This is a genomic window from Thermanaeromonas sp. C210, from assembly GCF_013167955.1.
Classification (GTDB): domain Bacteria; phylum Bacillota; class DSM-521; order Neomoorellales; family Neomoorellaceae; genus UBA12545.
On sequence record NZ_BLWF01000001.1, the window covers coordinates 342,723 to 368,514 of the forward strand.

General features: G+C 55.6%; 22 protein-coding genes and 1 pseudogene. 12 read left to right on the forward strand and 11 right to left on the reverse strand.

What is annotated here, in order from left to right; translation table 11 throughout:
* Nucleotides 1-55 precede the first annotated feature (55 nt).
* Nucleotides 56-574, forward strand: a complete 519-nt coding sequence (locus TAMC210_RS13830; RefSeq protein WP_373996433.1) for a helix-turn-helix domain-containing protein — start codon at nucleotides 56-58, stop codon at nucleotides 572-574.
* The gene (locus tag TAMC210_RS13835; protein WP_373996419.1) at nucleotides 477-1,349 is read left to right on the forward strand and encodes an integrase core domain-containing protein; all 873 of its coding nucleotides are present in this window, start codon (nucleotides 477-479) and stop codon (nucleotides 1,347-1,349) included. The genes TAMC210_RS13830 and TAMC210_RS13835 overlap by 98 nt, the downstream gene beginning before the upstream one ends.
* A 134-nt stretch (nucleotides 1,350-1,483) precedes the next feature.
* Here TAMC210_RS13835 and TAMC210_RS01640 read toward each other — a convergent pair whose 3' ends face one another.
* Nucleotides 1,484-2,302, reverse strand: a complete 819-nt coding sequence (locus TAMC210_RS01640; protein ID WP_173297067.1) for a DUF72 domain-containing protein — start codon at nucleotides 2,300-2,302, stop codon at nucleotides 1,484-1,486.
* Nucleotides 2,303-2,583: 281 nt separating this feature from the next.
* Entirely contained in the window at nucleotides 2,584-3,360 is a 777-nt protein-coding gene (locus tag TAMC210_RS01645; RefSeq protein WP_173297068.1) for a LexA family transcriptional regulator, read from the reverse strand.
* Nucleotides 3,361-3,529: 169 nt separating this feature from the next.
* Between TAMC210_RS01645 and TAMC210_RS01650 the strand changes: the two genes are divergently transcribed.
* The 3 genes from TAMC210_RS01650 to TAMC210_RS01660 are packed head-to-tail and all read left to right on the forward strand — an operon-like array spanning nucleotide 3,530 to nucleotide 7,329.
* Nucleotides 3,530-4,042 carry a hypothetical protein gene (locus TAMC210_RS01650; protein ID WP_173297069.1) on the forward strand — a complete coding sequence of 171 codons (513 nt, stop codon included), beginning with the start codon at nucleotides 3,530-3,532 and terminating at the stop codon, nucleotides 4,040-4,042.
* Nucleotides 4,008-4,241, forward strand: coding sequence for a DUF6504 family protein (locus TAMC210_RS01655; protein ID WP_173297070.1), 234 nt, complete (start codon nucleotides 4,008-4,010; stop codon nucleotides 4,239-4,241). Before TAMC210_RS01650 ends, TAMC210_RS01655 begins: the two co-directional genes overlap by 35 nt.
* Nucleotides 4,242-4,254: 13 nt before the next feature.
* Nucleotides 4,255-7,329: a DNA polymerase III subunit alpha gene (locus tag TAMC210_RS01660; RefSeq protein ID WP_173297071.1), complete on the forward strand. Its 3,075-nt coding sequence runs from the start codon at nucleotides 4,255-4,257 to the stop codon at nucleotides 7,327-7,329.
* Nucleotides 7,330-7,427: 98 nt separating this feature from the next.
* On the opposite strand, the gene TAMC210_RS01665 is transcribed toward TAMC210_RS01660, so the two are convergent.
* Together TAMC210_RS01665 and TAMC210_RS01670 are read right to left on the reverse strand one after the other, a co-directional pair.
* A complete protein-coding gene (locus tag TAMC210_RS01665; protein ID WP_173297513.1) occupies nucleotides 7,428-9,140 on the reverse strand; it encodes an IS1634 family transposase in 1,713 nt (570 codons plus the stop codon).
* A gap of 752 nt (nucleotides 9,141-9,892) precedes the next feature.
* Nucleotides 9,893-11,473 carry an N-acyl-D-amino-acid deacylase family protein gene (locus tag TAMC210_RS01670; protein WP_173297072.1) on the reverse strand — a complete coding sequence of 527 codons (1,581 nt, stop codon included), beginning with the start codon at nucleotides 11,471-11,473 and terminating at the stop codon, nucleotides 9,893-9,895.
* Nucleotides 11,474-12,043: 570 nt separating this feature from the next.
* Here TAMC210_RS01670 and TAMC210_RS01675 point away from each other — a divergent pair.
* Nucleotides 12,044-13,243, forward strand: coding sequence for a DUF401 family protein (locus TAMC210_RS01675; protein WP_173297073.1), 1,200 nt, complete (start codon nucleotides 12,044-12,046; stop codon nucleotides 13,241-13,243).
* Between the two features lie 63 nt (nucleotides 13,244-13,306).
* On the forward strand, nucleotides 13,307-13,534 hold the full coding sequence (locus tag TAMC210_RS01680) for a sulfurtransferase TusA family protein (protein WP_173297074.1): 228 nt from the start codon (nucleotides 13,307-13,309) through the stop codon (nucleotides 13,532-13,534).
* Here the strand turns inward: TAMC210_RS01680 and TAMC210_RS01685 are convergent, their stop codons facing one another.
* Nucleotides 13,535-14,437, reverse strand: a complete 903-nt coding sequence (locus TAMC210_RS01685; RefSeq protein WP_173297075.1) for a selenium metabolism-associated LysR family transcriptional regulator — start codon at nucleotides 14,435-14,437, stop codon at nucleotides 13,535-13,537. It abuts the gene before it with no gap.
* 131 nt (nucleotides 14,438-14,568) lie between these two features.
* Between TAMC210_RS01685 and TAMC210_RS01690 the strand changes: the two genes are divergently transcribed.
* The 4 genes and pseudogenes from TAMC210_RS01690 (at nucleotide 14,569) to TAMC210_RS01705 (ending at nucleotide 17,402) form a co-directional block, all read left to right on the forward strand.
* Entirely contained in the window at nucleotides 14,569-15,237 is a 669-nt protein-coding gene (locus TAMC210_RS01690; protein ID WP_173297076.1) for a YeeE/YedE thiosulfate transporter family protein, read from the forward strand.
* Nucleotides 15,238-15,273: 36 nt separating this feature from the next.
* On the forward strand, nucleotides 15,274-15,501 hold the full coding sequence (locus TAMC210_RS01695) for a sulfurtransferase TusA family protein (RefSeq protein WP_173297077.1): 228 nt from the start codon (nucleotides 15,274-15,276) through the stop codon (nucleotides 15,499-15,501).
* Between the two features lie 48 nt (nucleotides 15,502-15,549).
* Nucleotides 15,550-16,092, forward strand: a pseudogene (locus TAMC210_RS01700) (YeeE/YedE thiosulfate transporter family protein).
* A 131-nt stretch (nucleotides 16,093-16,223) separates the two neighbouring features.
* Entirely contained in the window at nucleotides 16,224-17,402 is a 1,179-nt protein-coding gene (locus TAMC210_RS01705; protein ID WP_173297514.1) for an FAD-dependent oxidoreductase, read from the forward strand.
* 115 nt (nucleotides 17,403-17,517) lie between these two features.
* Here the strand turns inward: TAMC210_RS01705 and TAMC210_RS01710 are convergent, their stop codons facing one another.
* The 3 genes from TAMC210_RS01710 to TAMC210_RS01720 are packed head-to-tail and all read right to left on the reverse strand — an operon-like array spanning nucleotide 17,518 to nucleotide 19,724.
* Complete coding sequence (locus TAMC210_RS01710) at nucleotides 17,518-18,714, reverse strand: pyridoxal phosphate-dependent aminotransferase (protein WP_173297078.1); 1,197 nt, start codon at nucleotides 18,712-18,714, stop codon at nucleotides 17,518-17,520.
* An 18-nt stretch (nucleotides 18,715-18,732) separates the two neighbouring features.
* Entirely contained in the window at nucleotides 18,733-19,053 is a 321-nt protein-coding gene (locus TAMC210_RS01715) for an AzlD domain-containing protein (RefSeq protein ID WP_173297079.1), read from the reverse strand.
* Nucleotides 19,032-19,724 (reverse strand): AzlC family ABC transporter permease, encoded by a 693-nt coding sequence (locus TAMC210_RS01720; protein WP_173297080.1) that lies wholly within the window; start codon nucleotides 19,722-19,724, stop codon nucleotides 19,032-19,034. The genes TAMC210_RS01715 and TAMC210_RS01720 overlap by 22 nt, the downstream gene beginning before the upstream one ends.
* 124 nt (nucleotides 19,725-19,848) lie before the next feature.
* Here TAMC210_RS01720 and TAMC210_RS01725 point away from each other — a divergent pair, with 124 nt between their 5' ends.
* Nucleotides 19,849-20,727 (forward strand): stalk domain-containing protein, encoded by an 879-nt coding sequence (locus TAMC210_RS01725; protein ID WP_173297081.1) that lies wholly within the window; start codon nucleotides 19,849-19,851, stop codon nucleotides 20,725-20,727.
* Nucleotides 20,728-20,949: 222 nt separating this feature from the next.
* Here the strand turns inward: TAMC210_RS01725 and TAMC210_RS01730 are convergent, their stop codons facing one another.
* The 3 genes from TAMC210_RS01730 to acs form a co-directional block, all read right to left on the reverse strand.
* A complete protein-coding gene (locus tag TAMC210_RS01730) occupies nucleotides 20,950-21,714 on the reverse strand; it encodes a LytR/AlgR family response regulator transcription factor (protein ID WP_173297082.1) in 765 nt (254 codons plus the stop codon).
* 13 nt (nucleotides 21,715-21,727) lie between these two features.
* Nucleotides 21,728-23,089: a histidine kinase gene (locus TAMC210_RS01735; RefSeq protein WP_173297083.1), complete on the reverse strand. Its 1,362-nt coding sequence runs from the start codon at nucleotides 23,087-23,089 to the stop codon at nucleotides 21,728-21,730.
* A gap of 613 nt (nucleotides 23,090-23,702) precedes the next feature.
* Nucleotides 23,703-25,646: an acetate--CoA ligase gene (gene acs, locus TAMC210_RS01740; protein WP_173297084.1), complete on the reverse strand. Its 1,944-nt coding sequence runs from the start codon at nucleotides 25,644-25,646 to the stop codon at nucleotides 23,703-23,705.
* Between the last annotated feature and the right edge of the window lie 146 nt (nucleotides 25,647-25,792).

The following is a 25,792-nucleotide window of genomic DNA, read 5'->3' on the forward strand; positions in this document are numbered from 1 at the left end:
CATCAGTGAAAATGTCAGTATGAATAGGGCGAGGATTACCTTGTCACAGGCGGAAATGAACCGGGTAATTATTTTACAAAAAGTTTTAGATGGAGAAGTTTCATTACCGTATGCAGCCCTCATCTTGGGAATTAGCGAACGCCATGCCTATCGCCTTAAGACAAAACTTCAAACCTCGGGTCCCGCAGGCCTGGCCCATGGAAATCGTGGCCGTAAACCCGCTCATGCTATCCCTGATAATATCCGCCAGGTGGTAGTGCAGCTCGCTCAAACTAAATACAGGGGGTGTAATTATACTTTCTTGAGCGAATTGCTCCGCGAGCATGAAGGTATTTGTTTAAGCCCGGCTTCTGTGGGCCGTATCCTTAAAGCCGCCGGTATCCTTAGTCCTAGAAAACACCGACCCCATAAACCCCATTGTCGCCGCCCTCGTAAACCGCAATTCGGCATGCTGGTTCAAATTGACGGTAGCCACCATGATTGGTTGGAGGGCCCGTGGCCCTTCGCTGGTTTTATTATTGGCCGTCGACGACGCTACCGGTCGTATTCTTTCCGCCCTCTTCTGGCCTGCTGAGGATTTCAAGGGTTATTGTCGTCTCTTATACCAACTTATCACTAAGCACGGCATCCCTCTTGCTATTTATTCGGACAGGCATACCCTCTTCTTCTCTCCAAAGGAGAAGAAAGATCACCTTACTCTGGAGGAGCAATTGCTGGGTGAAAGACGACCTTTAACCCAGTTCGGCCGCATCTTAAGGGACCTTGGTATCCAGCATATACCGGCCTATTCCCCACAGGCTAAAGGCCGCATTGAGCGCTCTTTTGAAACTTTGCAGCAAAGGCTACTTATCGAGCTCCGCCTGGCCGGCGCTTCCTCCCTTGAAGAGGCTAACGCCCTACTCCCTAAGTTTATTGAGCGTTACAATGAAAAATTCGCCGTTCCCCCAGCTGATACCGCTTCGGCTTTCCGCCCCATCCCTTCTCATTTGCGCCTGGAATATATCTTCTCCTGGAAGGAATATAGAACCTTAAATCCCGGCTATACTATTCACTTCCAGGGCAAGACTTATAAAGTCTTAAACCCTAAAGGTGCTCCTTTTATCCCTCTTCGCTCCGTTGTGGAGGTCCTTAAGCCCCTGCACGGTGCTTTGTGTGTCGCTTGGCAGGGCCATTTTTATGGCCTTGAGGTATTCCCGGAAAATGCTAAAAGCAATCCTGAAAATAATAGGCCTGCTACAGCTCTAGAAAAAAGTGCGGGCCCTACCCCTTCTCTTCCTCGTAGGCCCGCTGCAGACCATCCATGGCGTAAACCATGGAAACCTCGCAGGCCAATTATACCACATCCCTGACATTTTCACAGATGTGTTTTACCTGACATTTTCATGGATGCTTGACAGAATTTTTACAGTTGGGAGGGAGATTTAGCTCTTCACCATCCCCCTTCACCGGGATACCGGGCTCATCCCTTCGCCCCCCTCTGCCCTCACGGGCTAAATCCCGGGGGTAAAATTCTCTTCAACATGCGCGCGTTTACCACGGCCTGGGCACCGAAGTGATTGTTAAAGGCCACAAACACCCGCTCGCACTTCCCGGCCAGGAAGGCAATCCGGGGTACCCACTCCGATAGTTCTTCTTCCGTATAAAGGTAATTATAGCGCTCCCATGCCTCTTCATGTCGCCACCAGGTGGCAGTATTCCGCCCGTGGAACCGCACGTAACCAACGGAAGCCGTAGCCTGGACCGCACCTCCGGGGAGACCATTCAGACCGGGAGTATCCACACATACAAAGCCCATGCCGAGGGCGTGCAGAAGCGACGAGGTATCCCTCCCCAACCAGCTCTTGTGACGGAACTCCACCACCACGGGGAGGCCTGTAAGCCACTCCCGCAGGCTTTGAAGGTACTCCCTGTTTTCACGGTTAGCCTTAAAGGAATAGGGGAACTGGAGGACCAGCGCTCCCAGCCTCCCGCCCGCCGAAAGGGGTTTTAAAGCCTCCACCATCCTGACCGCCTCTTCCCTCACGGCATCCCCGCGCCGGTGGGTCAGGCCCTGGAAGGCCTTCACGGTAAAGAGGAAGTGCTCAGGTACTTTTTTGAGCATGCCCTCGAACATTCTAGCCGATGGTAGGTGGTAAAAAGTGGAATTTACTTCGGCAAAGGAGAATTCTTCGGCATAAAAGGACAGCATCTGGTCCTGCCGGGTACCGGCAGGATAGAAAGGGCCTATCCAGTCCCGGTAACTGTAGCCGGAGGTCCCGATATAGATCTTTGCGTCTTTCCCTAGGCTTCTTTCGTTCTGCATCGCGGTCCCCCTTCCTTTCTTAAAAGGCCGCCAACATCCTTATCCCACTCCGGATAGGATTCAGACCTTAATTATTTTTGAGCTCCCGACGGTTTCTCATTTATGAGAAAGGTTATTGCTTCTATTTTAGAAGTTCTCTCCTCAGCAGGGCGAGCAGCGCCCCAGAAACAGCTTAAGCCCCCTTCAGGAACCCTCAGCTTTAGCTTATCGGGAGAAGACCCTTGGCCGCCCCGGGCTACCCTGCAGGCTGCCACCGAGAAAGGGGGCCCAGGGGTTTCGCCTTATGTCAACGGCGGTGGGGCGGGTTTTTTTATTACGCGCTCTACCACCCCGATGATCTCATCTTCGGGCCCCAGGGGTATATCCGGATATTCTTTATAGGGGTTGTTGGCTCGGAGGACCCAGCGCCCATCCTGTTCCAGGAGGTGCTTTACAGTGACCTCTTCCCGCCCGAGGAGGGCCACCACAGTATCCCCCGGTTTGGCCACGGCCTGCCTCCTTACCCACACTACATCTCCGTCATCGATGCCGGCGCCCACCATGCTGTCCCCGCGGACCACCAGGGCATAGTCCACCGGGACCCCCTCCGGCACCTCCGTATACTCCCCGGTTTCTTCAAGGGCCAGTTTAGGGGGGCCGGCGGGAACCTTCCCCACCAGGGGTACCCTCTTCACCGACGTTATGGGCTGCAAAACCTCCAGGGCCCTCAGCCGCTGGGCTTCCTTCCTGGCGGCCAGAAACTGCCGCAAGAAGGTTATTCTCCTCTTGATCTGTTGCTCCCCTGCCTCTCCTGCCGCCTGTACCTTCTTGAGCTCCTCCTGGATTTCCGCCGCCGTGGGAACGGCCAGGTGGATCAATTCTTCCACATGGGTATCGAACACCCGGGCCAGAACCACCATATCTTCCAGGGAAGGCGTGCGCGTCCCCTGTTCCCAGGAGTTCACCGTGGAGGTAGCCCTGCCGATGAGGGAGGCCAGCTTCTCCAAGGACAGTCCGGCAGCCGTCCTCCGGGCGGCCAGGTACCGGCCCAAACGCGATTTCCCGGCGTCTCTCCTCATCCCTCTCAATACCTTCCCCCTTGACGTATTTACACAGTTCGTGTAAACTTGTTTTTGCCTCCATCTTATCGGCTATAAAATTTAACTGTGTACTTGATTATACATTATTACACGCGTCGTGGAAATAATTTATTTTAAATTCATCTTTAATTTCTCGGAGGGAATCGTTGTGAGGCCCTTCAGTGCCGACATCTACCTGGGAAAAGCCCTCTCCCGCGAAAGCCTTCTTTCCGCCTGCCGCCTCCTTGCCGAGCGCGTGTCTTTCTGGCTGGAAAAGCAGGGGATCGTATGGCAGTACCTCGTCGTGCGTCTTGACCTCGAGGGCGAAAGCCTTTCCTTTCCGCGCCGGTTCTCCCGGGCCCAGAACCCCGGGAGCCTGTACTTTCACCTGAAAGGAATTATAAACGATCTCCGGCTCCCCTCTCCGGTAGAAAAAATCACTATCACCGTAGATGGCCTCCGCCCGGCCCCCGCCCGCCAGCTCTCCTTCTTCGGCGGCCAAGATCCCGCCAGGGAAGGACGGCTCCGGGAAGCGCTGGCCGCCGCCTCCATGGTTTACCCCGGAGCCGTTATCACCGGCTCCGCCCTCGCCCCCAGCCGCCGGGAAATCATGCTTGCCTTTTATGATCCGTGGAGGCGATCTTGCCGTGGAGCCAACCAAGCTGAGGGTAGAATGGAATAAAAAGAGGACGCCGCGCTTTTGCTGGCAGGGTAAATGGTATACGGTCCAGGCCATGCTGGACAGGTGGAAGGATACAGGGGAATGGTGGAAGGGCGATACGCCGAAATTGTTCCTCCGGCTCCTGGCAGGCCAGGGTGTCTGGGAGGTTTACCGCGACCTCCAAAGCGGCGAATGGTTTTTATACCGCCGGTACGATTGAGGGAGGGATCTATATGGGCGGGGCCGATTTTGTACACCTGCACGTCCATTCCTGTTTCTCCTTTCTCGACGGCGCTTCCTTCCCGGAAGCCCTGGTGCAGCGGGCCGCCGAGATGGGGATGGCCGCCCTGGCCCTGACCGACCATTCCAACGTTTCCGGTGCCCCGCGCTTTTACCGCGCCGCCGCCCAGGCGGGGATCAAACCCATCCAGGGGGCGGAAGTGGTCCTGGAGGGCGGCTACCACCTGACCCTCCTCGCCACCGGTCCGCAAGGGTATGCCAACCTGTGCCGTCTCCTCACCCGCGCCCATCTTTCCCATCCCCGGGGCCATCCCCGGTGTTCATGGTCCGATCTCGAGGAACACCGTGAAGGCCTGATAGCCCTCTCCGGGTGCCGCAAGGGAGAGGTGCCGTCCCTCATCCTGGAAAGGAAATACGCGGCCGCCCGGGAAGCCGCCCTGCGGTATAAGTCCTTGTGGCGTAACTTTTTTTACCTGGAGCTCCAGGATACCCTGCTCCCCGGCAACCGGGCCCTAAACCGGGCCCTGGTGGAACTGGGAGAAACCCTGGAGATACCCCTAGTGGCCACTAATAACGTTCACTATGTCCAAAAGGGCAATTTCCCCGTCCATGATATTCTAACGTGCATACGCCTGGGGATAACCCTGGAAGAAGTTCATCCCCATAGGGCCTTAAACGACGAGAATTACCTCAAGTCCTCCGGGGAAATGGCTGAGCTCTTCTCCTTCTGCCCCCAGGCCCTGCAGAACACCCTCCGTATAGCCGCAATATGCCGTCCTGTTTTTGACGAGGGGCGAGGGTTGCTGCCCAGATTCCCCCTGCCGGCCGGGCGGAGCGCTGAAGCCTTCCTGCGGGAGCTGGTCTACCGGGGAGCTGCAGAACGCTACCCACGCCTTACCCCGGAGATCGAAGAAAGACTGCAGAAAGAGCTGGGCGTCATATCCCGCCTGGGCTTTGCCGACTACTTCCTCATCACCTGGGACATCGTGAACTACGCCCGCTCCCAGGGAATAAGGTGCGCAGGCCGGGGTTCCGCCGGGGCCAGCGCCGTGGCCTATTGCCTCGGTCTTACGGAAGTGGACCCCATCAGCCGAAGCCTGGCTTTTGAGCGTTTCATGAGCCTGGAGCGGGCCGAAAAGCCCGACATAGACATCGACTTCGACTCCCGCCACCGGGACCTGGTAGCCGCTTACGTTTACCGGAAATACGGTGAAGAACACGTAGCCGCCGTAGCCACCTACGTAACCTACCGGGCCCGTTCGGCCGTGAGGGATGTCGGTAAAGTGTTCGGCTATCCACCGGAGGAAATCGATGCCCTCGCCAAAACCATACCCTATATCCCTGCCGATCAAATTTTGCCGGCCCTAGACCGCTTCCCGGAGCTCCGCCGGGGACCCTGGAAGGAAGAAAAATACCGGCGGCTGTTTCATTTCTGCGGCCGCCTCGCAGGGCTCCCCCGCCACCTGGGTACCCACCTGGGCGGCCTGGTGGTGGCCGGTCGCCCGGTGGCGGACATCTCGCCCCTTCAACTGGCGGCCAAAAGAGTAAAAATTTGCCAGTTGGACCGCGATGATGTAGAGGATATCGGACTGGTGAAAATAGACCTCCTTTCCCTTAAGGCGCTAACCGTGCTGGAGGAGGCTTACAGAGAAATCTCTAAATCCGAACCGGGCTTCGCCTATGAAAAGATTCCCCTCGACGACCGGGCTACCTACCGCCTCCTCAACGCCGGCCGAACGGTGGGGGTCTTCCAGCTGGAGAGCCCGGCCCAGAGGTCCCTCCAGACCAGGCTCAAGGCCGAAGACATTGAGGATGTCGTGGCCAGCCTGGCCTTAATACGGCCGGGGCCCATAAAAGGAAATATGGTGGAACCTTTCATCGCCCGGCGTCAGGGCCTTGAGCCGATCTCCTACCTGCATCCCTCCCTGCAACCGGTACTAGAAAAAACTTACGGCGTGGTCCTCTTCCAGGAACAGGTCATAGCCATTGCCAGCGAGGTCGCGGGCTTCACGCCCGGAGAGGCGGATCGTTTGCGCAGGCTCATGACCCATGGGCGGTCGCTGCAGGAGATGCGCGAAATAGGAGAGGAATTCGTGCGGCAGGCCGTGGCAAAGGGTATCGAAGAAAAGACGGCTCGGGATATCTTTTCCTGCCTGGAAGGTTATGCCTCCTATGGCTTCTGTGAGGCCCACGCGGCGGCCTTCGCCACCACCGCCTACTGGACGGCTTATCTTTCCGCCCATTATCCGGCGTACTTTTTTGCCTCCCTTTTAAATTGCCAGCCCATGGGATATTATTCCCCGGCCACCCTGGCCAATGAGGCCCGTACCCGGGGGATAAAGTTCCTGCCGCCCGATGTAAATCTAAGCGGAGACAGGTTTACCGTAGAAGGGGATAAAGCTATACGCATCCCCTTAAGCCGGGTCAAGGGAATGCGCAAAGAAACCCTGGCCAGAATATTAGAAGCGCGCCGCGCGGCTCCCTTTTCTTCCCTTCCCGATTTTTATCACCGGACCCGTACGGAAAGGGATACCCTGGAAAACCTGATCCTCTGCGGCGCCTTCGACACCCTGCACCCCAACCGGAAGGCCCTTCTGGCCTGGCTGCCGGAAATAGCCCGGGATTCTTCCCCGCAGATCACGCTAAACCTAGGGCCGCCTCCGGATACGGCCGATTTTCCCCCGGAAGAAAAACACCTCCTGGAATACGAGGTGCTGGGCCTGGAAATCGACAAGCACTTCATGGGCTTTTGGCGGGCAAGATTATCGGCAGAAGGGTATATTCCCGTAGGGGAAGCGTTAAAAACCACTCACGGAAGGTGGGTTAAAGTGGCCGGCTGGCCCGTCAGGCCCCACCGGCCACCTACTAGGAGCGGTAAAACAGTGGTATTTTTTTCCCTGGAAGACGAAACGGGTCTACTGGATGTTACTGTATTCGAAGATATATATCACAAATACGGCCATCTCCTTTTCCGGCCGGAAACGGTGCCCCTTAAAGTAGCAGGGATTATCCAGCGTAAAGGGGCGGGAGTAACCCTGGTGGCGCGGGAGATCTTCCCCTGCGGGTAGCCGGCAAGAGCCGCCACCCGGTAAGCTGGGTTCCCCCCGGCTCGAGTTCGACAGTTACTAGGTGAATAATAAGCGCAACAGCTTGTTGCGCAAGGGTTTCAGGGATCGGCTTTTTGAGCTCGTGTTACTAGGGACTGCTTTTGGCCTTTTATTTCAACCGCGATTATTTGCGGCGGCTCCTTTATCCCGAGGGCCTTAAAGATATGCTGCTGTGGTGGGGTTGTTTCCGTCCTTTGAAGGACCCTGCCCTCAGGACCAACAAATTCGCCCAGGTGCATGCGTTCTAGGGTCTGGCGGATGTTCCGCCAGCTATCCTGCACTTTCGTTTCAGCTACCCGGATTAGGAGCAGCCCTAGCCAGCACAGGAGGACGTGGGCATGGATGCGGTCGCTCAGACGATGATAAATAGGCCGCAGCTCTAGCGACTGCTTCATGGTGCGGAAGGCGTCTTCTACTTCGAGAAGCTGCTTATATCCCAGGGCTACGTCTTCAGCACTTAAGGTATCGTCAGAGGTTCTTAACAGGTATTTGCCGTCCAGCTTTTCTTCGGCTTTTACCTTGGCCATATCGACATACGGTTGACCCTTCTTGTCGGTCTTGAGATAGCGGCCATAGGTGGGGTGGGCGATGAGTTGACAACAGGCTTTGGTATGGGGTTCGCCTTTAAGGTCCCCGATAGCCCTTAGTTCTTCTTTGAGGCGGGCCAGGATTTCCTCACGCTCCAGTCTGTCTTTTTCTGCTTCTTTAGGGTTGCGTACCAGGATATACCGTACCCTTTTTTCACCGTCGCCGACAATAACTTCTTTAACTTCAAGGTTATCTCTGACGGTTTTGTAACGGCCCGGCCGGGCCAGGGCCTCTGCCACTGTATCTTTGCCGCCGCGCATCTTTTCACCGGCAATATAATGGCCGCCGGCGCGCTGGAGGTAACGGAGATTATCTTCCGAAGCAAAACCGCGGTCAACAACGGTGATGACCCGGCCCAGTTGCCAGCCCACCAGGTCCTTTTTGACTTGCTCGATTACCGCCATGTCGGCGGTATTGCCCGGCCAGACCCAGCAGCGTACCGGTAGGCCTCCCCTCGTGACAGCCAGACCTATTACAGCTTGCGGTAAATCCGGCCGGTGGTCCTTAAAGTTGCCTTTACGGCGTAAGTGCTGCTTGTTATCTTCAGGATTATCCTCTTCCTCTACTTCAAAGTAGGTTGAGGTGGTATCGAAGTATAAGAGATCGACTTCCAGGTTAAAGAGGTGGGCCACGGAGAAGAAGATATCCTTTTGCAGTTCTTCAGCAGCTTCCAGTAAGAAGTCCATGGCCCGGTAAAGGTTTTGCACCGGCACCTCCGCAAGGCCGGGAATGAAAACATCGTGGCTGACCCAATCCTCGGTCTTAAGTTTACTGGCTGGGTTCAAAGCCCGGTTGGCTACCATAGCGAAAATGGCCCGTTCGACCGGCGCCTGGAACTTACGTTTGGCCAGCAATCCGGCCAAAACCCGGTTGATACCCAGCCGGTTCCAGAGCTCGTTTAACACCCAGACGCCACCCATAGGCCGGCTGGAGATGAATTTCAGGGGAGTGCCGCCATTTAACTCTGCCTGGGTGCATAAAGCCTCTTCCGGTCCCAAAAAACGCGTAATACTCTTTACCAGGCGGACCAGGGCTTCCCGGTCTACCTCCTCTTCACGGCCGAAGTTGTAGAGTACTTTAGCTTTCGGGTAGCCGGCTTTAGGGTCCCAGACGTTGTGGGCCAGCTGAATATAACGGACAACAGAGCCGTCCTTGTTCTTGCGGGAAACAGTTCGTATGTACATGTCTATATTATAGCCCATGTACTACCTTATCATCAAGGGATAAACTCTCAATCGTGTGCCTATACAGTTTTTCATTTTTGGACTTCCCCGAAACCGAAAACCCTTGATTTATAAGGCTTCTTCATCTAAAAAGCACCCATTTTTGCCTAGCAACTGTCGAACTCGGGGGACACCGGAAGGGCAAAAGGATAACCCAGCACTGTCCGCTAAAGCTTGATGATGTGGTACATGCGCAATAATATCGAGATATACATACGAACTGTTTCCCGTAAGAACAAAGACGGCACTTTCGTAGATTACACCCAGCTGGCCCACAATGTTTGGGGCCCGAAGCTAGCTACCAGAAAGCTAAAGTAATCTTCAGCTTCGGTCGGAGAGAGCAGGTAGACCGGGAGGCCCTGGTCTTTTCTGGGACGGGAAGAGGCCTATGATCATCTTTTTCCCGGGCTTCCTTCAGGAGAGCTTACTTAGCTTCTGATTATGAGTAAAGGCTCTTGGATATCGATGGGTTTACTTAAAAAGATATCTGCTCCTGCCTGGTACGACTGTAGACGATTCTGACGGTCGGCAAAAGCACTGATGACAATTATTTGGGATATTCGCATAGGTAGCATCACCCCTAGATGTTCGCTACCATAAATCCGTTTTGCCCGAGTAGGTGGATTAGGCGGGTCGGGCTGGACGACTATTATCCGGCCATGGCTATTGATAACTGAGACCGGGAGAGGACACCGGAAAGCGGAGGCCGTGGGCTACAAGATCCGCCCCGGCCTCCTTCCGGTTATTTGTCCCTCCCAGACGGTCACCTCTCCGTTGACGATTACTCCCTTAATGCCGCGGGGCGGCAGATATGGATGGGTAAAGGTGGCTCTATCGCCGATGGAGGAGGGGTCAAAGAGCACCAAATCGGCAAAGTAGCCTACCCTCACGCACCCGCGGCCGGCCAGGTGTAACCGCTGGGCCGGGAGGCAAGTCATTTTGGCTACGGATTGCTCCCAGGTCAAGACTTTTTGCTCCCGCACGTAGCGCCCCAGCACCCGGGGAAAGGTACCGCATAATCTAGGGTGGGCCAGGCTCCCGGAATAAATTCCGTCGCTCCCTATCATAGTTATCGGGTGCGCCAGGATGGCCCCCAGGGTATCTTCGCTGGCATGATAAGTCTCTATGGCTAAATGACCGCCTTCCGTAGCCAGAAGGTCCAGGAGGGCGTCTTCGGGGCTAATGCCGCGTGCTTGTGCAATCTGGGCGATGCTGTAACCCGCAAAAGGCCGGTTGAAGGGCTGAGACACGGCATTGATCACTAAGCGGTCGAAGCCCAGGGAGCCAACCATATTGTCCCACCCGGGTATACCCTTCCGCCACGCTTCTTTGATGGCGGCCCGTAGGGGTTCCCTTTGCAGCCGTTGGGGCAGGGACGTCACTCCTTCCTCCAGGGCCCAGGGGGGAAGGAGGGAGGCTCCCGTGGTGGAGCCGGCAGTGTAAGGGTAGGTATCCCACGTTACATCCTGCCCCTCTTGCCTGGCCCGGTCGAACATCTCCAGGGCTTGGGCTATTTTCGGCCAGTTGCGTGGCCCGCAGGCCTTGAGGTGGGAAACATGAACGGGCACTCCGGCCTGCCGGCCTATGGTCAGTGCTTCTGCCACGGCCTCCAATACTCCATCTGATTCGTCACGGACATGGGAAACGTATATACCTCCGTAACGCCCGACGACTCTGGACAGGTAGATAAGTTCCTCGGTTGGGGCGTAGCAGCCCGGGGGATACAGTAAGCCTGATGACAAGCCCTTGCAACCCTGTTTCATGGCCCGGGCCACATGCCGGGCCATAGCCTCCAACTCCTCGGAATTAGCCGCGCGGTTGGCCATTCCCATTACTGCCAGGCGGACGGTGCTGTGGCCAACGTAGGAGACCACGTTTACCGTGGTACCACGTTTCTTAAGCTCTTCAAAATACCCGGTTGCGTCTTGCGGACAAAGGCCTTCGGGCCAGGTACCCAGGATGGGTGCTACATAGGCCTTGAGCTGGGGTAGGCTGTCCTCCGTTACGGGAGACAGGGAAAAGCCGCAGTTGCCGATTACTTCAGTAGTGACCCCCTGTAAAACCTTGGGCCGCGCCCAGCCATCTTCCAGTAAAGCCGCATCGGCATGGCTGTGAAAATCGATGAAACCGGGACTGATGGCCAGGTCTTGGACGTTAATAACTCGGGCGTCCACCGCATTATCGACCCGTCCTACAAAGGCGATTTTGTCACCCTCGACTACCACATCGGCCCCAAAAGCAGGACGGCCGGTCCCATCGATCACCGTGCCGTCCTTAATTACCAGGAGTTCCACTTCCTTTCGCCTCTTCTCTCGGTTATTATTGCCTTCGTGCGGACCCCGGGTGGGCAGGCCCCACCCGGGGTCTATAATATATCTTAATCCTTAATCCCGCGGACTGACAAGGACAGATCCGGTGCAACTCCCGAGACCTGCCTAGCAGGACGGTCCCGTGAACGAGGACCCGGGCCAAGGGTGCAAGGAGGCGAGGTCTTAAGGAAAGGGCTGACGTATCGTTACTTTTTGGGGTAGAGGCCTGTCTTGGCTTGAAAGCGAGCGACTAAACCCGAGCGGCTGTCAAATTCACGAAGCCGAAAACGGAGGCGGATCCGAGGCCGCAAGAGCCTTGGGGCCGGCAACTGAGACAGGATATCGAACTTGCCGGGAAGTCCGCTTAAAGCTTTGAGACTGAGTGCCGGTTTGGCCCGCCAAGGGTTTTTGGAGCGAGCGAAAACCAAGGCAGGCCTAGGCGAGAAAGTGGAGATACACCAGAGGAAAGGGGGCTCCTCTTTGGACGGAGATGATCGTATAATAGAGAATATACCACAGGGTCGACAACCTTCAGGATAGAAGAAGGGAGCAGTCTTGGAAGGTTTAAAGTTGCTGCTGGTCTTTAGTTTAATAGTGTTTTTGCTGGTAAGACGGGCACCCTTGGGACCGGTGATGCTGGGAGGAGCCGTCCTCCTGGCGGCCCTTTACGGTACCGGTCCGGCGGCCTTTTTAGGCATGGTCTGGCGGGCCACGGAAAGCCCGGCCACCTGGGAATTGATATCCGTTCTGGCGTTAATCATGTTGTTAGAGCATTTCCTGGGCCAGGAGGGGTACCTCCAGAGGATGCTCAGGGGGTTGGAGGGGCTGTTCCGGGACCGACGGGCAATCATAGCCCTTATACCGGCCTTTATAGGGCTGATGCCATCGGCCGGCGGCGCCCTTTTTTCGGCGCCCCTCGTCGGCCAGGTAGCCTCCGGCAACGGGATAAGCGCCGAGCAGAAGAGCTTTGTAAATTATTACTACCGCCATATCTGGGAGTATTTCCTGCCCCTCTACCCGGGAGTACTCCTGACTTCCGAGCTGAGCGGAGTCCCCCTGCCTCAATTGATAGCTGGCCTGGCGCCCTACGGCCTTTTGGTCATCCTCCTGGGGTTACCCGCTCTGCTGCGGTTGGCCCCTTTAAGGGAAGGGGAAGTCCCTTCTAACCGGCGGGAGGTGATACGGGAACTTTTCCTCAGCACCCTGCCCATTTTAGTGGTACTGGGACTGGTATTGGGAGCCCACGTAGGGGTAGCTGCCGCCGTGGGAGCAGTCCTGGTCTGCCTGCTGGTGTATCACCGGTACACCCCGGCGCGGGTGTACCTTCTCTTGCGGGAAGCCATCTCCGTCAAGACCCTGGTATTAGTGTGGGGGATCATGGTTTTTAAACAAGTGCTGGTGGACACCCGGGCGGTGGAGGGTTTGAGTCCTTTATTGGCGGCCCTGCCGGTTCCCCATTTTCTGGTCTTCGGTCTGCTGGGCCTCCTGGTGGGCATGCTAACGGGGCTCATGGTAGCCTTCGTAGGTATTGTCTTTCCCCTGGTAGCTGCCGCCATGGGAGACCACCTGGGCCTCCCCTTGGTAGTATTTATTTTCATTTCCGGGTTTACAGGTACCATGTTAACCCCCCTCCACCTCTGCCTGGCGTTGACGGTGGACTTCTTTAAAGCCGATTTACTAAAAGTGCTCCGGATGCTGGCCGGCCCGGAAACAGCTCTCATGGCCGTGGCCGTGGTGGCTTATTTTCTGGGGTAAAGGTAGCGGCGGGCGGCTCCCCCGCCCGCTTAGACTCACTTTGAAGACGGGGAGGGAGCGACATTGGCGGAATACTTTATCGACAGCCTAGGGGAGATGTGCCCGGTTCCCAACATCAAAGTGCGGGAGAAGTTAAAGGAGCTTGAGATGGGAGACGAGATCATCCTGGAAACGGACCACAGTTGCGCCACTACTACCATCATGAACGAAATGCGGCGTAAAGGGTACAAGACCAAGTTAGAAGAAGTAGATACGGGCATCTGGAGGGTCATCATCCGGCGGGTAAGGTAACTAGCAGAAGCCCCGGTTGGGCGAGCGGAGAAAATTAACGAAGGCCTTGGCCAGCTTGCTCTGCACCCGTTCTTTGTAGTAGGCCAGGTAAATCTTCTGGGTAAAGTTTATTCCCTCCAGCCGGAGGGCCAGCAATGTTTTGGTGTAGAGTTCCTTCCGCAGGGCTAGGCGCGACATGATAGAGATGCCTACCCCCGCCTCCACGGCGGCTTTAATGGAATCCACATTGGCTAGCTCTACTATAATGTTGAGCTGAGAAGGGTCGACCTTGACCGACCGGAGGGTTTCTTCAATATCTTGCCGGGTGCCCGAATCCGCTTCCCTCATAATGAGGGGTTGTACCTTAAATTCCTCCATGGTGAGGGTACTCCGCCCCCGCCAGGGGTCCTTGTTAGGGGCGATGATAACCAGTTCATCGGTAGCCAGCTCCCATTTCACAAAGGGGCCCTTTAAGTCCTTTCCCTCGATTAGGGCTATATCGACATAGCCCTCCTTTAAGTCGTGCATAATCTGCTTGCGGTTGCCTACTTTAAGTTTAAGCCGCGCCTCGGGGAATTTTTCCTTAAAGAGCCCGATGCTGCAGGGAACGGCGTAGCTGCCGATAATGGAGGTGGCGCCGATGGTGAGGTTACCGCTCACCGAAGCCCGGAGGTTTTCTATGTTGCCCTCTAATTGGTCGTAGAGAGTCACAATTCTGCAGGCGTAATCATAAAGCAATTCCCCGGCTTCGGTGAGGGTGACGCCCCTATTATTGCGCTCGATTAGCTGGACGGCGAAGTGATTTTCCAGGTGCTTAACCTGTTGGGTCACGGCCGGTTGGGTTAGAAAAAGACGCTGGGCCGTTTCCGATAGGTTCCCCGTTTCGGCGACGACCACAAAAGTCCGCAGGTAGTTGAGGTTCATCTTCTCCCACTCCGGCTATAAGCTACTCTTATAGTAGCATAAGGAAAGCTAAATTTACAAGGGTGGGAGCGAATGTTATAGTGGTGATAGTGAAGGCCTTCACAAGTTTTATACGAGGCGGAGGTGCAAAAATGTCACAAAGTGAAGTTTCCCTTCGATCCCGGGTAAGTTCGCGGGCCCGGCCGAAGAAGAGCCAGCTGGCCTACGGGTTGGCCGTCCTGGCTCTGGTGGTGGTGCTGGGGATCTACTTGGGCAGCCTGAAAATCAGCCTAGCGGCCAAATGGATCATCGGTATTGCCTTTGGCCTGATCCTCCAGCGTTCCCGATTCTGCTTTACCGCTTCCATGCGCGATCCAGTACTCACCGGAAGCACCTCTTTGGCCCGGGCCGTCCTCATAGCCATCGCCGTGGCCACCGTGGGCTTTGCCGGCTTCCAATTTTCTGCCTACATGGGCGGCAACCCCATTCCCGGGCTGATCAGCCCTGTGGGCCTCCACACGGTGGTAGGGGCGGTCCTCTTCGGCATCGGCATGGTTATCGCCGGGGGCTGCGCCTCGGGTACCCTCATGAGGGTAGGCGAGGGTTTCGTAATGCTCATGGTGACCCTGGTATTCTTTGTCGTGGGTTCCGTGCTGGGGGCCATACATTTGGGCTGGTGGCAGGGCTTTTCCGTCAAGTCTTCGCCCGCCGTATTTTTGCCCAATGTTTTAGGATGGCCTTTGGCCTTCTTTGGCCAGCTCGCCCTGTTGGGTGCCTTGTATTGGCTGGCCACTTGGTGGGAATACCGCAAAGTGGAATAAGAGAAAATACTTTAAAGTTTTGGGAGGTAGATTGATATGGCCGAATATGTTTTGGATGCCCTGGGAGAAGCCTGTCCCGTCCCCTTAATCCGCACGGAGAAAAAGATGAAGGAACTCAAGGTGGGGGACATCCTCATCGTCCAGGTGGATCATAGCTGTGCCATGAAAAATGTGCCCGAATGGGCCCGGAAACAGGGCTACAATGTAGAACTGGAAGAAGTGGAAGAAGGGCGCTGGGATATTATAATCGAGAAGACCAAGTAAAGTTGGCGGGTAATTCCTAAACTCACCCTTGGGAAAGGAGGCAGAACAATGAGCAGGTACCGGGAAGAGGTGCAAAAGTTAAAAAACGCTCTTTTGAAGGAGGCTTTACCCTACTGGCTGGGTGGAATTTTGCTGGGCATTTTGAATATCACCCATTTTGTCACCTTCGGGGTGCCGCTGGGGATTACTACTGCTTTTACCAACTGGGGCGCCTGGATTGCCAAGGCTTTAGGCTTTCACCCGGAAAATTGGGCTTTTTACCAGTCTCCAGCCAATGCCAAGATGCTGGCCGACGGTTTCCTCAACGACGGCGGTTCTATTATGAACATAGGTATTATCCTGGGAGCCCTTTTAGCTACTTTGCTAGCCTCCCAGTTCAGGATTAAAAAGATTAAAAACTACAAACAGGTAATTGGGGCAGTCGGCGGCGGAATCTTAATGGGCTACGGCGCCCGGATTGCCTACGGCTGAAACATTGGGGCACTGTTTAGCGGCACGGCTTCGATGTCGCTTCACGGCTGGGTGTTTATGGTGTTCCTTTTTGTAGGTGCCTTCTTCGGTTCCCGGATCCTCACCAGATACCTTATTTAGCAACCGTCAGGCAGCCGGAAGGGTCCCACTGCCTGGGCGATATTTTTTGAGGAGAGGGGAGGCAAGGGTCCGTGGGAGAAAAAAGGATCGAAGAATATGATGTAGTTATTATCGGCGGGGGCGCAGCCGGGATGACGGCGGCCATTTATACCGGTCGGGCCCGCCTCAAGACTATGTTACTGGAGAAAACGTTGCTGGGGGGCTTGGCTACTTATACCAACGAGATTGAAAATTACCCCGGCTTTCCCGAGGGCACTACCGGCCAGGGCCTCATGCAGCTTTTCGAGCAGCAGGCCAAGAAATTTAACGTCAAGATAAAGCTGGCTGAAGTAAAAGAAGTGGACCTGGAAGGGGAGACTAAGGTAGTAAAGACCTTCCGCACTGACTACCATGCTAAAGCGGTCATCATAGCTACCGGTGGTAAACCCCGCTTGACAGGCGCCAAGGGGGAAGAAAAATTCCTCTTTGGCAAGGGCATTTCCTTCTGCGCCACCTGTGACGCGGCCTATTATACAGGCAAAGAAGTCATGGTAGTGGGCAGCGGGGATGCGGCCATCGAAGAAGCCATCTTCCTGACCAAGTTTGCCAGCAAGGTATATATTTCGGTCATCCACGAGGAGGGCATCATGGACGCCAACAAGGTGGCCCAGGAACAGGCCCTCAAAAATGAGAAAATCCATTTTATATGGAATACCATGGTGGATGAATTTGTAGGAGAAGAGACCCTGGAGACGGTCATCCTTAAGAACATCAAGACCGGCGAAAGGCTCCCGGTCAGGGTGGACGGCTGTTTCCTCTTTATCGGCTATGAGCCGGATACCGCAATCTTCCGCGGCATCTTGGACATGAACGAGCGCGGTTACATCCTTACCGATGAAATGATGCAGACCAACATTCCCGGCGTGTTTGCGGCGGGCGATGTCCGGGAAAAAATCCTGCGCCAGGTGGCCACGGCCGTGGGGGATGGAGCAGTGGCCGGCTTTATGGCCGAACGCTATATCGCGGAAACCGACTATTTTAACAGCGAATTCCGGGATGTTCGAGGGCCGCAGTTGGTTTTTTGTTACGATCCCACCGACGCCTGCTGCCGGAGTTGGATGCCGATTATAGAAGATCTCGTTAAGAGACATCCCCAGATCAAACTCAGCAAAATCGATGTATACAAATCCAAGAGTCTGGCCGAAAGGTTGGGGGCCAAGGGAGAGCCTTGCGTGGTCCTCATGCAGGACGGCGCTATCGCCCAAGTTTTATCCCTGGAGGGATTATCCCCGGGAATCGTTGAGGAGCGGATTAAGACTTTATCCGCCTAGTAATTCATCCTAGGGGCCTGGCCGAGCAGCCAGGCTTTTTTCTACTTGGCTATCTTTACCATCGTATAAGCCTTGCTGGATTGGTTGATTGGGCAGAAAAGGTTGGTTTTAACCATTATCTTGTTGCTCCGGATTTTTCCTCCAGGAAGCGCTCCAGCCGGTCCAGGCCTTCCTTTATATTTTCCAGCGAATTGGCATAGGAAATACGCAAATATCCTTCACAATTGCGGCCAAAGTCGATGCCAGGGGTCAGGGCTACCCCCGTCTTTTCTAATATTTCCAGGGCAAAGGAGTAAGAGTCCCTTGTGTATTTTTTTACGTTGGCCAGGGCATAAAAAGCTCCGGTGGGTTCTACCTGGGTGGCGATCCCCATGGCCTTAAGCCTCCCCAGGAGGTAACGACGGCGTGCATCGTAAATCCGGACCATTTCGGCTACGTATTCGTCACATTCCCGCAGGGCGGCAACAGCCGCGGCCTGCACAAAGGAACCCGCACAGATGAAAAGGTTCTGCTGCAGTTTCTGCAGGGCACGGACGAAGGGAGGCGGGGCGATGACATACCCCAGGCGCCAGCCGGTCATGGCGTAGAGTTTGGAGAAGCCGTTGATGACAAAGGCGCGGTCGGAGAACTCCAGGATGGTATGCTCCCGGCCTTCGTACACCAGCCCGTGGTATATCTCATCCGAAATAATGTAAGGGCCCAGCTCTGAAAGGGCCTTTAAATCGGTCGCGCTAAAGACGGTACCCGTAGGATTGGCGGGGGAATTGACCATGATGGCTTTGGTTCTAGGGCTTAAATGGGGGCGGATATCTTCGACCCGGTACTTGAAGCCATCTTCTTCCCTCACCGGAACAAAAACCGGCCTACCCTCGGTGTAACGGACAAAATTGGGATAACAGGCATAATGGGGGTCAGAAAGAATGACTTCGTCCTCTCTTTCCAGAAGCACGCTCAAGGTTAATAACAAAGCCGGTGAGGTGCCGGAAGTGACCACTATCTGCTCCGGCGATATCTTTACCCCGTATTTCTTGTGGTAGTGACGGGCTATTTCTTCCCTGAGCTCCGGTTTTCCCAGGCTGTGGGTGTAATGGGTATCACCTTCTTTTAAAGCGCGCCAGGCCGCTTCTTTAATGGGCTCCGGTGTCGGGAAATCGGGTTCCCCGATTTCCAAGTGGACGATGTCCGCCCCACGTGCTTCCATTCCCTGGGCTTTTTCCAGGATGTCCATCACAATAAATGGCGGCATTTCCAGGGCTTTACGCGCAATGCCCTTGTCTTCCTCCTTCAAACCGTCTCCCCCTTCCGGAATCATTAGACATAAAACTCCTACCTAGCTCCCCACGTGTTGGAAGACAATCATGGCCAGCATGCCCGATAAGATGGTTAGGGCTATACTGTGCGTCTTTAAAGCTACCAGGCTGGTGGGTATGGCTGCCAGGAGGTAGGGATTTCCTGCCAGGGCCAATTTCCCCTCCGGGAGGAATAAAGCAGGCGCCAGCAGGGCGGCCAGCACGGCCGCAGGGATATAGCCCAGCCAGCGCAAAAATATGTCCGGCAGCCGAACGCGGCTGAGCAGTACCAGGGGTAACATACGAGGTAGGTAGGTAACTAAGGCCATACCGATAATAACTAGCCAGATGTTTTTATCCATGGTTCCAAAGCGACCCCTATGGTAGCCGCCGCACAGGCGGCCAGGATAATGTTCCAGTTGCCCGGCAAGTGGAGGGCAATGGCAACGGATAAAGATGCGGCGACCCCTGCCACCAGCAGGGTCCTTTTATCCTTGAGCTGCAGGATAAGTAAGATGATAAACATGGCCGGCAGGGCAAAGTTAAAACCCAAGCGGCCGGGATCTCCGAGGATGTTACCCGTTAATCCCCCTAGGAGGGAAGCCAGGACCCAGGAAGAGTGGGAGGCCAGGTGCAGGGCAAAATGATAGAAAAGGCTAGGCTTATGGTGGGCGTAATGGGCCATGGCCATGGCAAAGGTTTCGTCGGTGATCTCTGCAGAGAGGAGGGCCAGAAGGCCCGGGTGATGGCGGCGGAGATAAGGGGCCAGGGAAGCGCTCATGAGTAGGTGACGCAGATTAACCAGGAAAACGGTAAAGATTATGGAGGGCGCGGCCGCGCCCCCGGCCAGGAGACTTACGGCGATAAATTGGGCTGAGCCGGCGTATACGAAAAGGGACATAAGCACGGTGTTGAGCAGGTCCAGGCCGGCCTCCCGGGCCAGCACTCCGTAGACGAAGCCCAGGGGCAAATAGCCGAGGACAATGGGCAAGGCACCCTGCAGGCCTCGTCTGATTTCTTCTCGCCAGTACACCTCTTCAAGCCTCCCTGCGGCCTATATTATAATAAGCCCGGGAAGAAAGTCAACGAAAGGGGTGATGGCGTGGGAACCTTCGGCCGCCGGGAGACGTCCTTATTATTGGAGGTGGTAATGTTAAATGATAAAGAGAATACTTCTTCTCATCTTCGTTGCCCTGGCGGTGCTGATCTTAACTAGTATCCCTGCTCATGCCCTGGAAGTCGTAGTTCAGGATGAGAAAATCGAATTCGAGGTGGCTCCCCAACTGGATAACGGCCGGGCTTTCGTGGCCGTCCGCCCGGTAGCCGCAAAGTTGGGAGCACAGGTGGTCTGGAGCCCCAGCGCGCGGACGGTAACCGTCACCAGGGGAGATATTAACCTGGTTCTTGCCGTTGGTGGCACTACTGCCTACCTTAACGACCAGCCGGTACAGCTGGAGATACCATCCAGGATCGTGGAAGGCCGTACATTAGTACCGGTAAGAATTTTGGCAGAACTACTGGGGGAAAACATCATATGGGATGCAAGCGAGCAGGGCATTTACATAGGGGACCGGGAGCTTCCCTTTGAGGTCTTAAAAGGTAGTGAGTGGGTGACTCCGGAACCGGTTCAGGGCCAATGGCACCTCTCTGTTGACCTGCCCTATCAGGACTTTGCCGTTATCCAGTCCCCGGAGGTGAAATTGAGCAAACCTCCGCAGCAAACGGTCTTACCGCCGCCCCAAACAGACTACGAGAAATATCTGGTCCTCTGGGCCTACCTCGGTGAAGCTCCAACGGGGGGCTATAGCATACATTTCAGCAGCATTCTTCGCCAAGGGGACATCCTTTTGGTGAAGGTTCACCGGGTTTCTCCCGGGCCCGGCCAAATCGTTACAGAGGCCTTTACTTATCCGGAAGCGGCCGCTCGTATTGAGCGGGGACTGGTGTCGGGTGTTTCCGGCGGCAGGTTGACCGTCCGCTTCGTGGACCAGGATGAAAATCTATTAAAGGAATTAGTGTGCCAGATTAAGGAATAGCAGGCGTGGACCGGTACCGTGGTAAGGCGGTAACAGTTTTAAGGTTTATTACTAGGGAACTGCTTTTAGGGCTTGCTCCGGCAATGCGGGGTAGGCCCTAAGCGTATATGGGTACCCCTTGGAGGCCTAAAGGTTTCTTTTTCTCCCTCCAGCCTAGAGGGCTGGCGGTCCCGGTACCGGTCCAGATAGCGGCTTTGCTCTACTTTATTGCCCTTCTGCGCCCTAAAGTCCCAGGCGGGCCTTGAGGGGGCCGGCCTGGTTGCGGCTGACCGGCACCTCGCTGTGTTGCTTATCGGACAGGATTAAAGTATAAGTGCCGTTAAAAAAGGGGACGATCTCTTTGACCTTGGTAAGGTTAACGATATAACAGCGGTGGGTCCGGAAAAAGATTTTCGGGTCCAGGCGCGTTAACAGCTCCTTCAGGGTAAACCGGCTGGCATAATGTTCGGCAAAGGTCTTCAGATAAACGCCGTCGTCCTGAGTGTAGGCGTAGTACAGCTCATCCTGGTCCAAGAGCAGGGTCTTGCCGTCCTTCTCCACGGGGATGCGGTTCAAGGTGGCCTCGACTCTTTGAGGGGATGGAGCTTCTTTAGCTGGTGCCTGGGGCGGGCCCTGGCCTTGTTCCAGCAGCCTGCGGACTTTATCCAAGGCCTGGCGCAGGCGCCGCGGTTCAAAGGGCTTCAACAAGTAATCCACCGCGTTTACCTCAAAGGCCTGCAAGGCATACTCTTCATAAGCCGTTACGAAGATAACCAGAGGTGGGTTGGGCCTTCCCTGGATGGCCCGCGAAAGCTCCAGGCCGTTCATGCCCGGCATGTTGATGTCCAGGAAGACTACCGTGTAGTCCAACGCGCTTATTAGGCTTAAGGCCTCCTTGGCATTGGTGGCTTCGCCCACAATTTCTACGTCTTTAAATTCTTGAAGCATAAAGCGCAGCTCCTGCCGCGCGGGATATTCGTCATCGACGATTAAAGCCTTCAGCTTCATGATTGTTCACCCCTTAGCTGGAATTCGCTGCGCGGTTTGGGGCAAGGAGGGCTTCCCTCGGATCTTCTGCCGCTTTGGGCAATTGGATGACAGGGACGCGCAAGTATACTTCGGTCCCTTTGTTTACCTCGCTTTTCAGTTTTAACCCGTACTCTGGACCGTAAAGGCTCTGGAACCGCAGGTTAACATTGCTAAGGCCCACACCGTTGCCCGAACCACAGCCCGGCTTAAGCACCTGGGACAGTCTTTCGGGGGAAATGCCCACCCCGTTATCACTCACCGTAATGTGCAGTTCCCCACCCCGCAAGCGGGCCGTGATCTTGACCAACCCCGGTCCGTCTTTAGGCATGAGGCCGTGGTTAACGGCGTTTTCTACCAGGGGTTGCAGGCTGAGTACCGGGAGGTGGTAATCGAGCAGTTCGGGAGGTACGTCCTGGATATAGCGAAATTTGTTGCCGAAGCGGGCCTTCTCCAGGGTAAGGTAATTGCGAACGTAGGCCAGCTCTTCCCTCAAGCTTGTAAAGCTGCTGCGCCGGTTGAGAGTCTGGCGGAAGAGGCCGGCCAGGCGCACCAAAAGGCGTCGCGCCCGCTCAGGATTGGTACGCACGAAGTTAATTATGGTATTGAGGGTGTTGAAGAAAAAATGAGGATTGATCTGGGCGTTCAGAGCTTCCAGCCGCGCCTCTACCAGCAGTTCACGCTGTCGATCCAGTTCTGCCAGCTCTATCTGGAGGCTTAACAGCTCCGCCAGGCCGATGGCCAGGCGTATAACATGGGGAGGGAGCGTACCCTCTTGAGTCTGGTAGAGTTTAAGGGCCCCCACTATTTCGCCGCGGCATTTTAAGGGGACGATGACTGCCGAAGCCAGGGGACATTCGCAATAATGGTAACGAGGGCAATTAAGGCCCCGGGTAGTATGAACGACCTTGTAGCGGCCCGTCGCCAGGACCTCTTTAGTGGCCTCGGTCAGGATGCGCTCGCCCGGGGGGTGCTTTTCACAGCCGGCACCCAGGAAGGCCAGCACCCTTTCCCGGTCGGTAATGGCTACAGCCCCTACTTCGGCAATGTTCTGGATGATTTCCGCCGTTTTGGCGGCCGTAGCCTCGTTAAGGCCCCGCCGCAGGTAGGGCAGGGTCTGGTGGGCGATCTGGAAGGTAGGGTCCACCGGAGGTTCCCCGACCGGTGCGGCCTTTTCCTCTAGAGCGCTGAGGCAGGGCGGAATGAGGTAGCGCAACAGGATAGTTACGGCCACCCCGTTTATCCCGGCAAAAATAAGGGCGGCAGGCACCCATGGAGTTTTAAGCCAAAGGGAGACCCCCAGGGTTTCGCTTATGGTTAAGGCCAGCGCACCGGCAATGAACACCAGGGGATGCATATAGATTCCTCCGCAGGATATTAAAAAATTATGAAAACAGCATCCATTATCTTGTAATTATATGCTACAACCGCCGGCCCATTCTGTCAACAAACTTTACTTGTTCCGTCCCCTGCCGGGGAGGAATGAACCGAAGGGAGTGGGAAAGACGGTAACCATCCCCTGGACGGGTGAATACATACAGTAGGTTAAATACTAACTGGGAATGGAGGAGTAGCATATGGTCTACACCAGTTTAGGATTCTTGCGCGGCAGGTTCGCCTTTATCCTTGTTCCTGATCCTGATACTTCTCTTCTTCGGAGACGATTAATGGGGCCGGCTTCTTTCCCGAGCGGGATTAAACTTTGAATAAGGGGGCTTCTCTAGGGGCGGAGGACTTTTCGGACTGGGCTTTTTGGCGGCAGGTTTGCTTTTATCTTGTTCCTGATCCTCATTTTGCTCTTCTTTGACAGTTAGTTTACAGGCACTTCCTTTGGGGTTCCTAGGGGAGCCGAACAAGGAACAGCCCTTCTACCGCTGCTCTTATGGGAGAAGGGCTGTTGCCTTTTGTTTTAGCCTTAAGTTTGTAGAAGGGTCCTGTAGCGGTCGGTAGGGCGGGCGGCCCTCATACTTCTAGGCTTCTTCTCCATACGCCTTTCTAAGATGTTCTACCGTTCCAGGGTCGGCCAGGGTGGAAACATCACCGAGAGCCCGGCCTTCGGCAATGTCCCTGAGCAGGCGGCGCATGATTTTACCGCTGCGGGTCTTGGGGAGTTCGGAGGTGAAAAAGATTTCTTCCGGACGGGCCAGGGCTCCAATTATGTTTACGACGTGGTTTTTAAGCTCCTGGGCCAAGTCTGGTGAAGGGGAAACCCCTTCTTTGAGGGTCACAAAGGCCACTATACCCTGGCCCTTAATGGGGTGGGAACGGCTGATGACCGCGGCTTCGGCCACTGCCTGGTGATCCACCAGGGCGCTCTCCACCTCCATGGTGCCCAGGCGGTGCCCGGAAACATTAATTACGTCGTCTACTCGGCCCAAGATCCAAAAGTAGCCGTCGGCATCCTTCCGGGCTCCGTCGCCGGTAAAATAGCAACCCGGGATGCGGGACCAGTACTGGCTGACATAGCGATCCGGATCACCGTAGATGGTACGCATCATGGCGGGCCAGGGCTTCTTGATAACTAGGTAGCCGCCCTGGTTGGGGGGTACCGGGTTACCTTTTTCATCCACGACGTCGGCTTTAATGCCCGGGAAGGGCCTGGTGGCTGAACCGGGCTTTAAAGGCGTTTCCCCGGGGAGGGGGCTTATCAGGATCATGCCGGTTTCGGTCTGCCACCAAGTATCCACAATGGGGCAACGCTGTCGGCCGATGTGGGTGTAATACCACATCCAGGCTTCCGGGTTGATAGGTTCGCCCACGGTTCCCAGCAGACGTAAAGAGGACAAGTCGTGGCGGGCGGGATGGCTGGTACCCCAGCGCATGAATGCCCGTATGGCAGTGGGGGCGGTGTAGAAAATGGTGACTCCGAACTTTTCTATGATCTGCCAGAAGCGGTCCGGCCGGGGATAATCCGGGGCACCTTCGTACATGAGGACGGTGGCGCCGTTTGCCAGGGGTCCGTAGACCACGTAGCTGTGGCCGGTGATCCAGCCGATGTCGGCGGTGCACCAGTAGACGTCCTCATCCTTTAAATCTAGAATATAGCGAGCCGTTGTGGCTACCCCCACCAGATAGCCACCCGTAGTATGAACCACCCCTTTAGGTTTCCCGGTGGTGCCGCTGGTATGCAGGATGAAAAGGGGATCCTCGGCTTCCATGTGCTCCGGCTCCAGGTAGAGGGGCGCGGTGGCCATCAGCTCATGCCACCACAGATCGCGCCCGGGTTGCATATTTACGGGCTGTCCGGTACGCTTGGCCACTACCACCCTTTCGATGCTGGGGGTGGATTGGAGGGCGGCATCGGCGTTTTCTTTAAGGGGCACTACCTGACCGCGCCGGAACCCGCCATCCGCGGTTATTAACACGCGGGAGCCGATATCGTTGATGCGCTCCTGGAGGGCATGGGCACTGAAACCGGCGAAGACCACGTTGTGCACGGCGCCTATGCGGGTACAAGCAAGCATGGCAATGGGCAGCTCGGGAATCATGGGAAGATACAGGGTCACGCGGTCACCCCGCCGTACCCCTAGGGAGCGCAGGACGGCGGCAAACTTGTTTACTTCTCGGTAGAGGTCGCGGTAGGTCAGGACGCAGAAGTCACCCGGCTCCCCTTCCCAGATTAGGGCTGCTTTGTTGCGCCGCCAAGAAGTTAAGTGCCGGTCCAGACAATTAAAAGATACGTTGAGGGTGCCACCGCTAAACCACCAGGCCCGGGGATAATCCCACTCCAGTACCTTGTCCCAGGGCTTAAACCACGTTAGGGAGGAAGCGGCCGCGGCCCAGAATTCTTCGGTATCTTTAAGTTCAAAAAGCTTCGACCGGGAGGTGTTGGCCTGCCGGGCAAAATCCTCCGGCGGGTGAAACAACCGGTTTTCCCGCAGCAGGGCTTCCAGGGTCTTCCCTTCCTGCTTCATGGAGTCGCCTCCTTTGTAGATATATATGAGATGATTAAAAATTGCAATAAGAGTATATGAATAACAATAGTTACATCTCCTTTTCGGGGCCAAGGAGGGAGCAGTCTCGAAGGTGCTCCTGGGGCCCATACGTATTTACTGGTTAT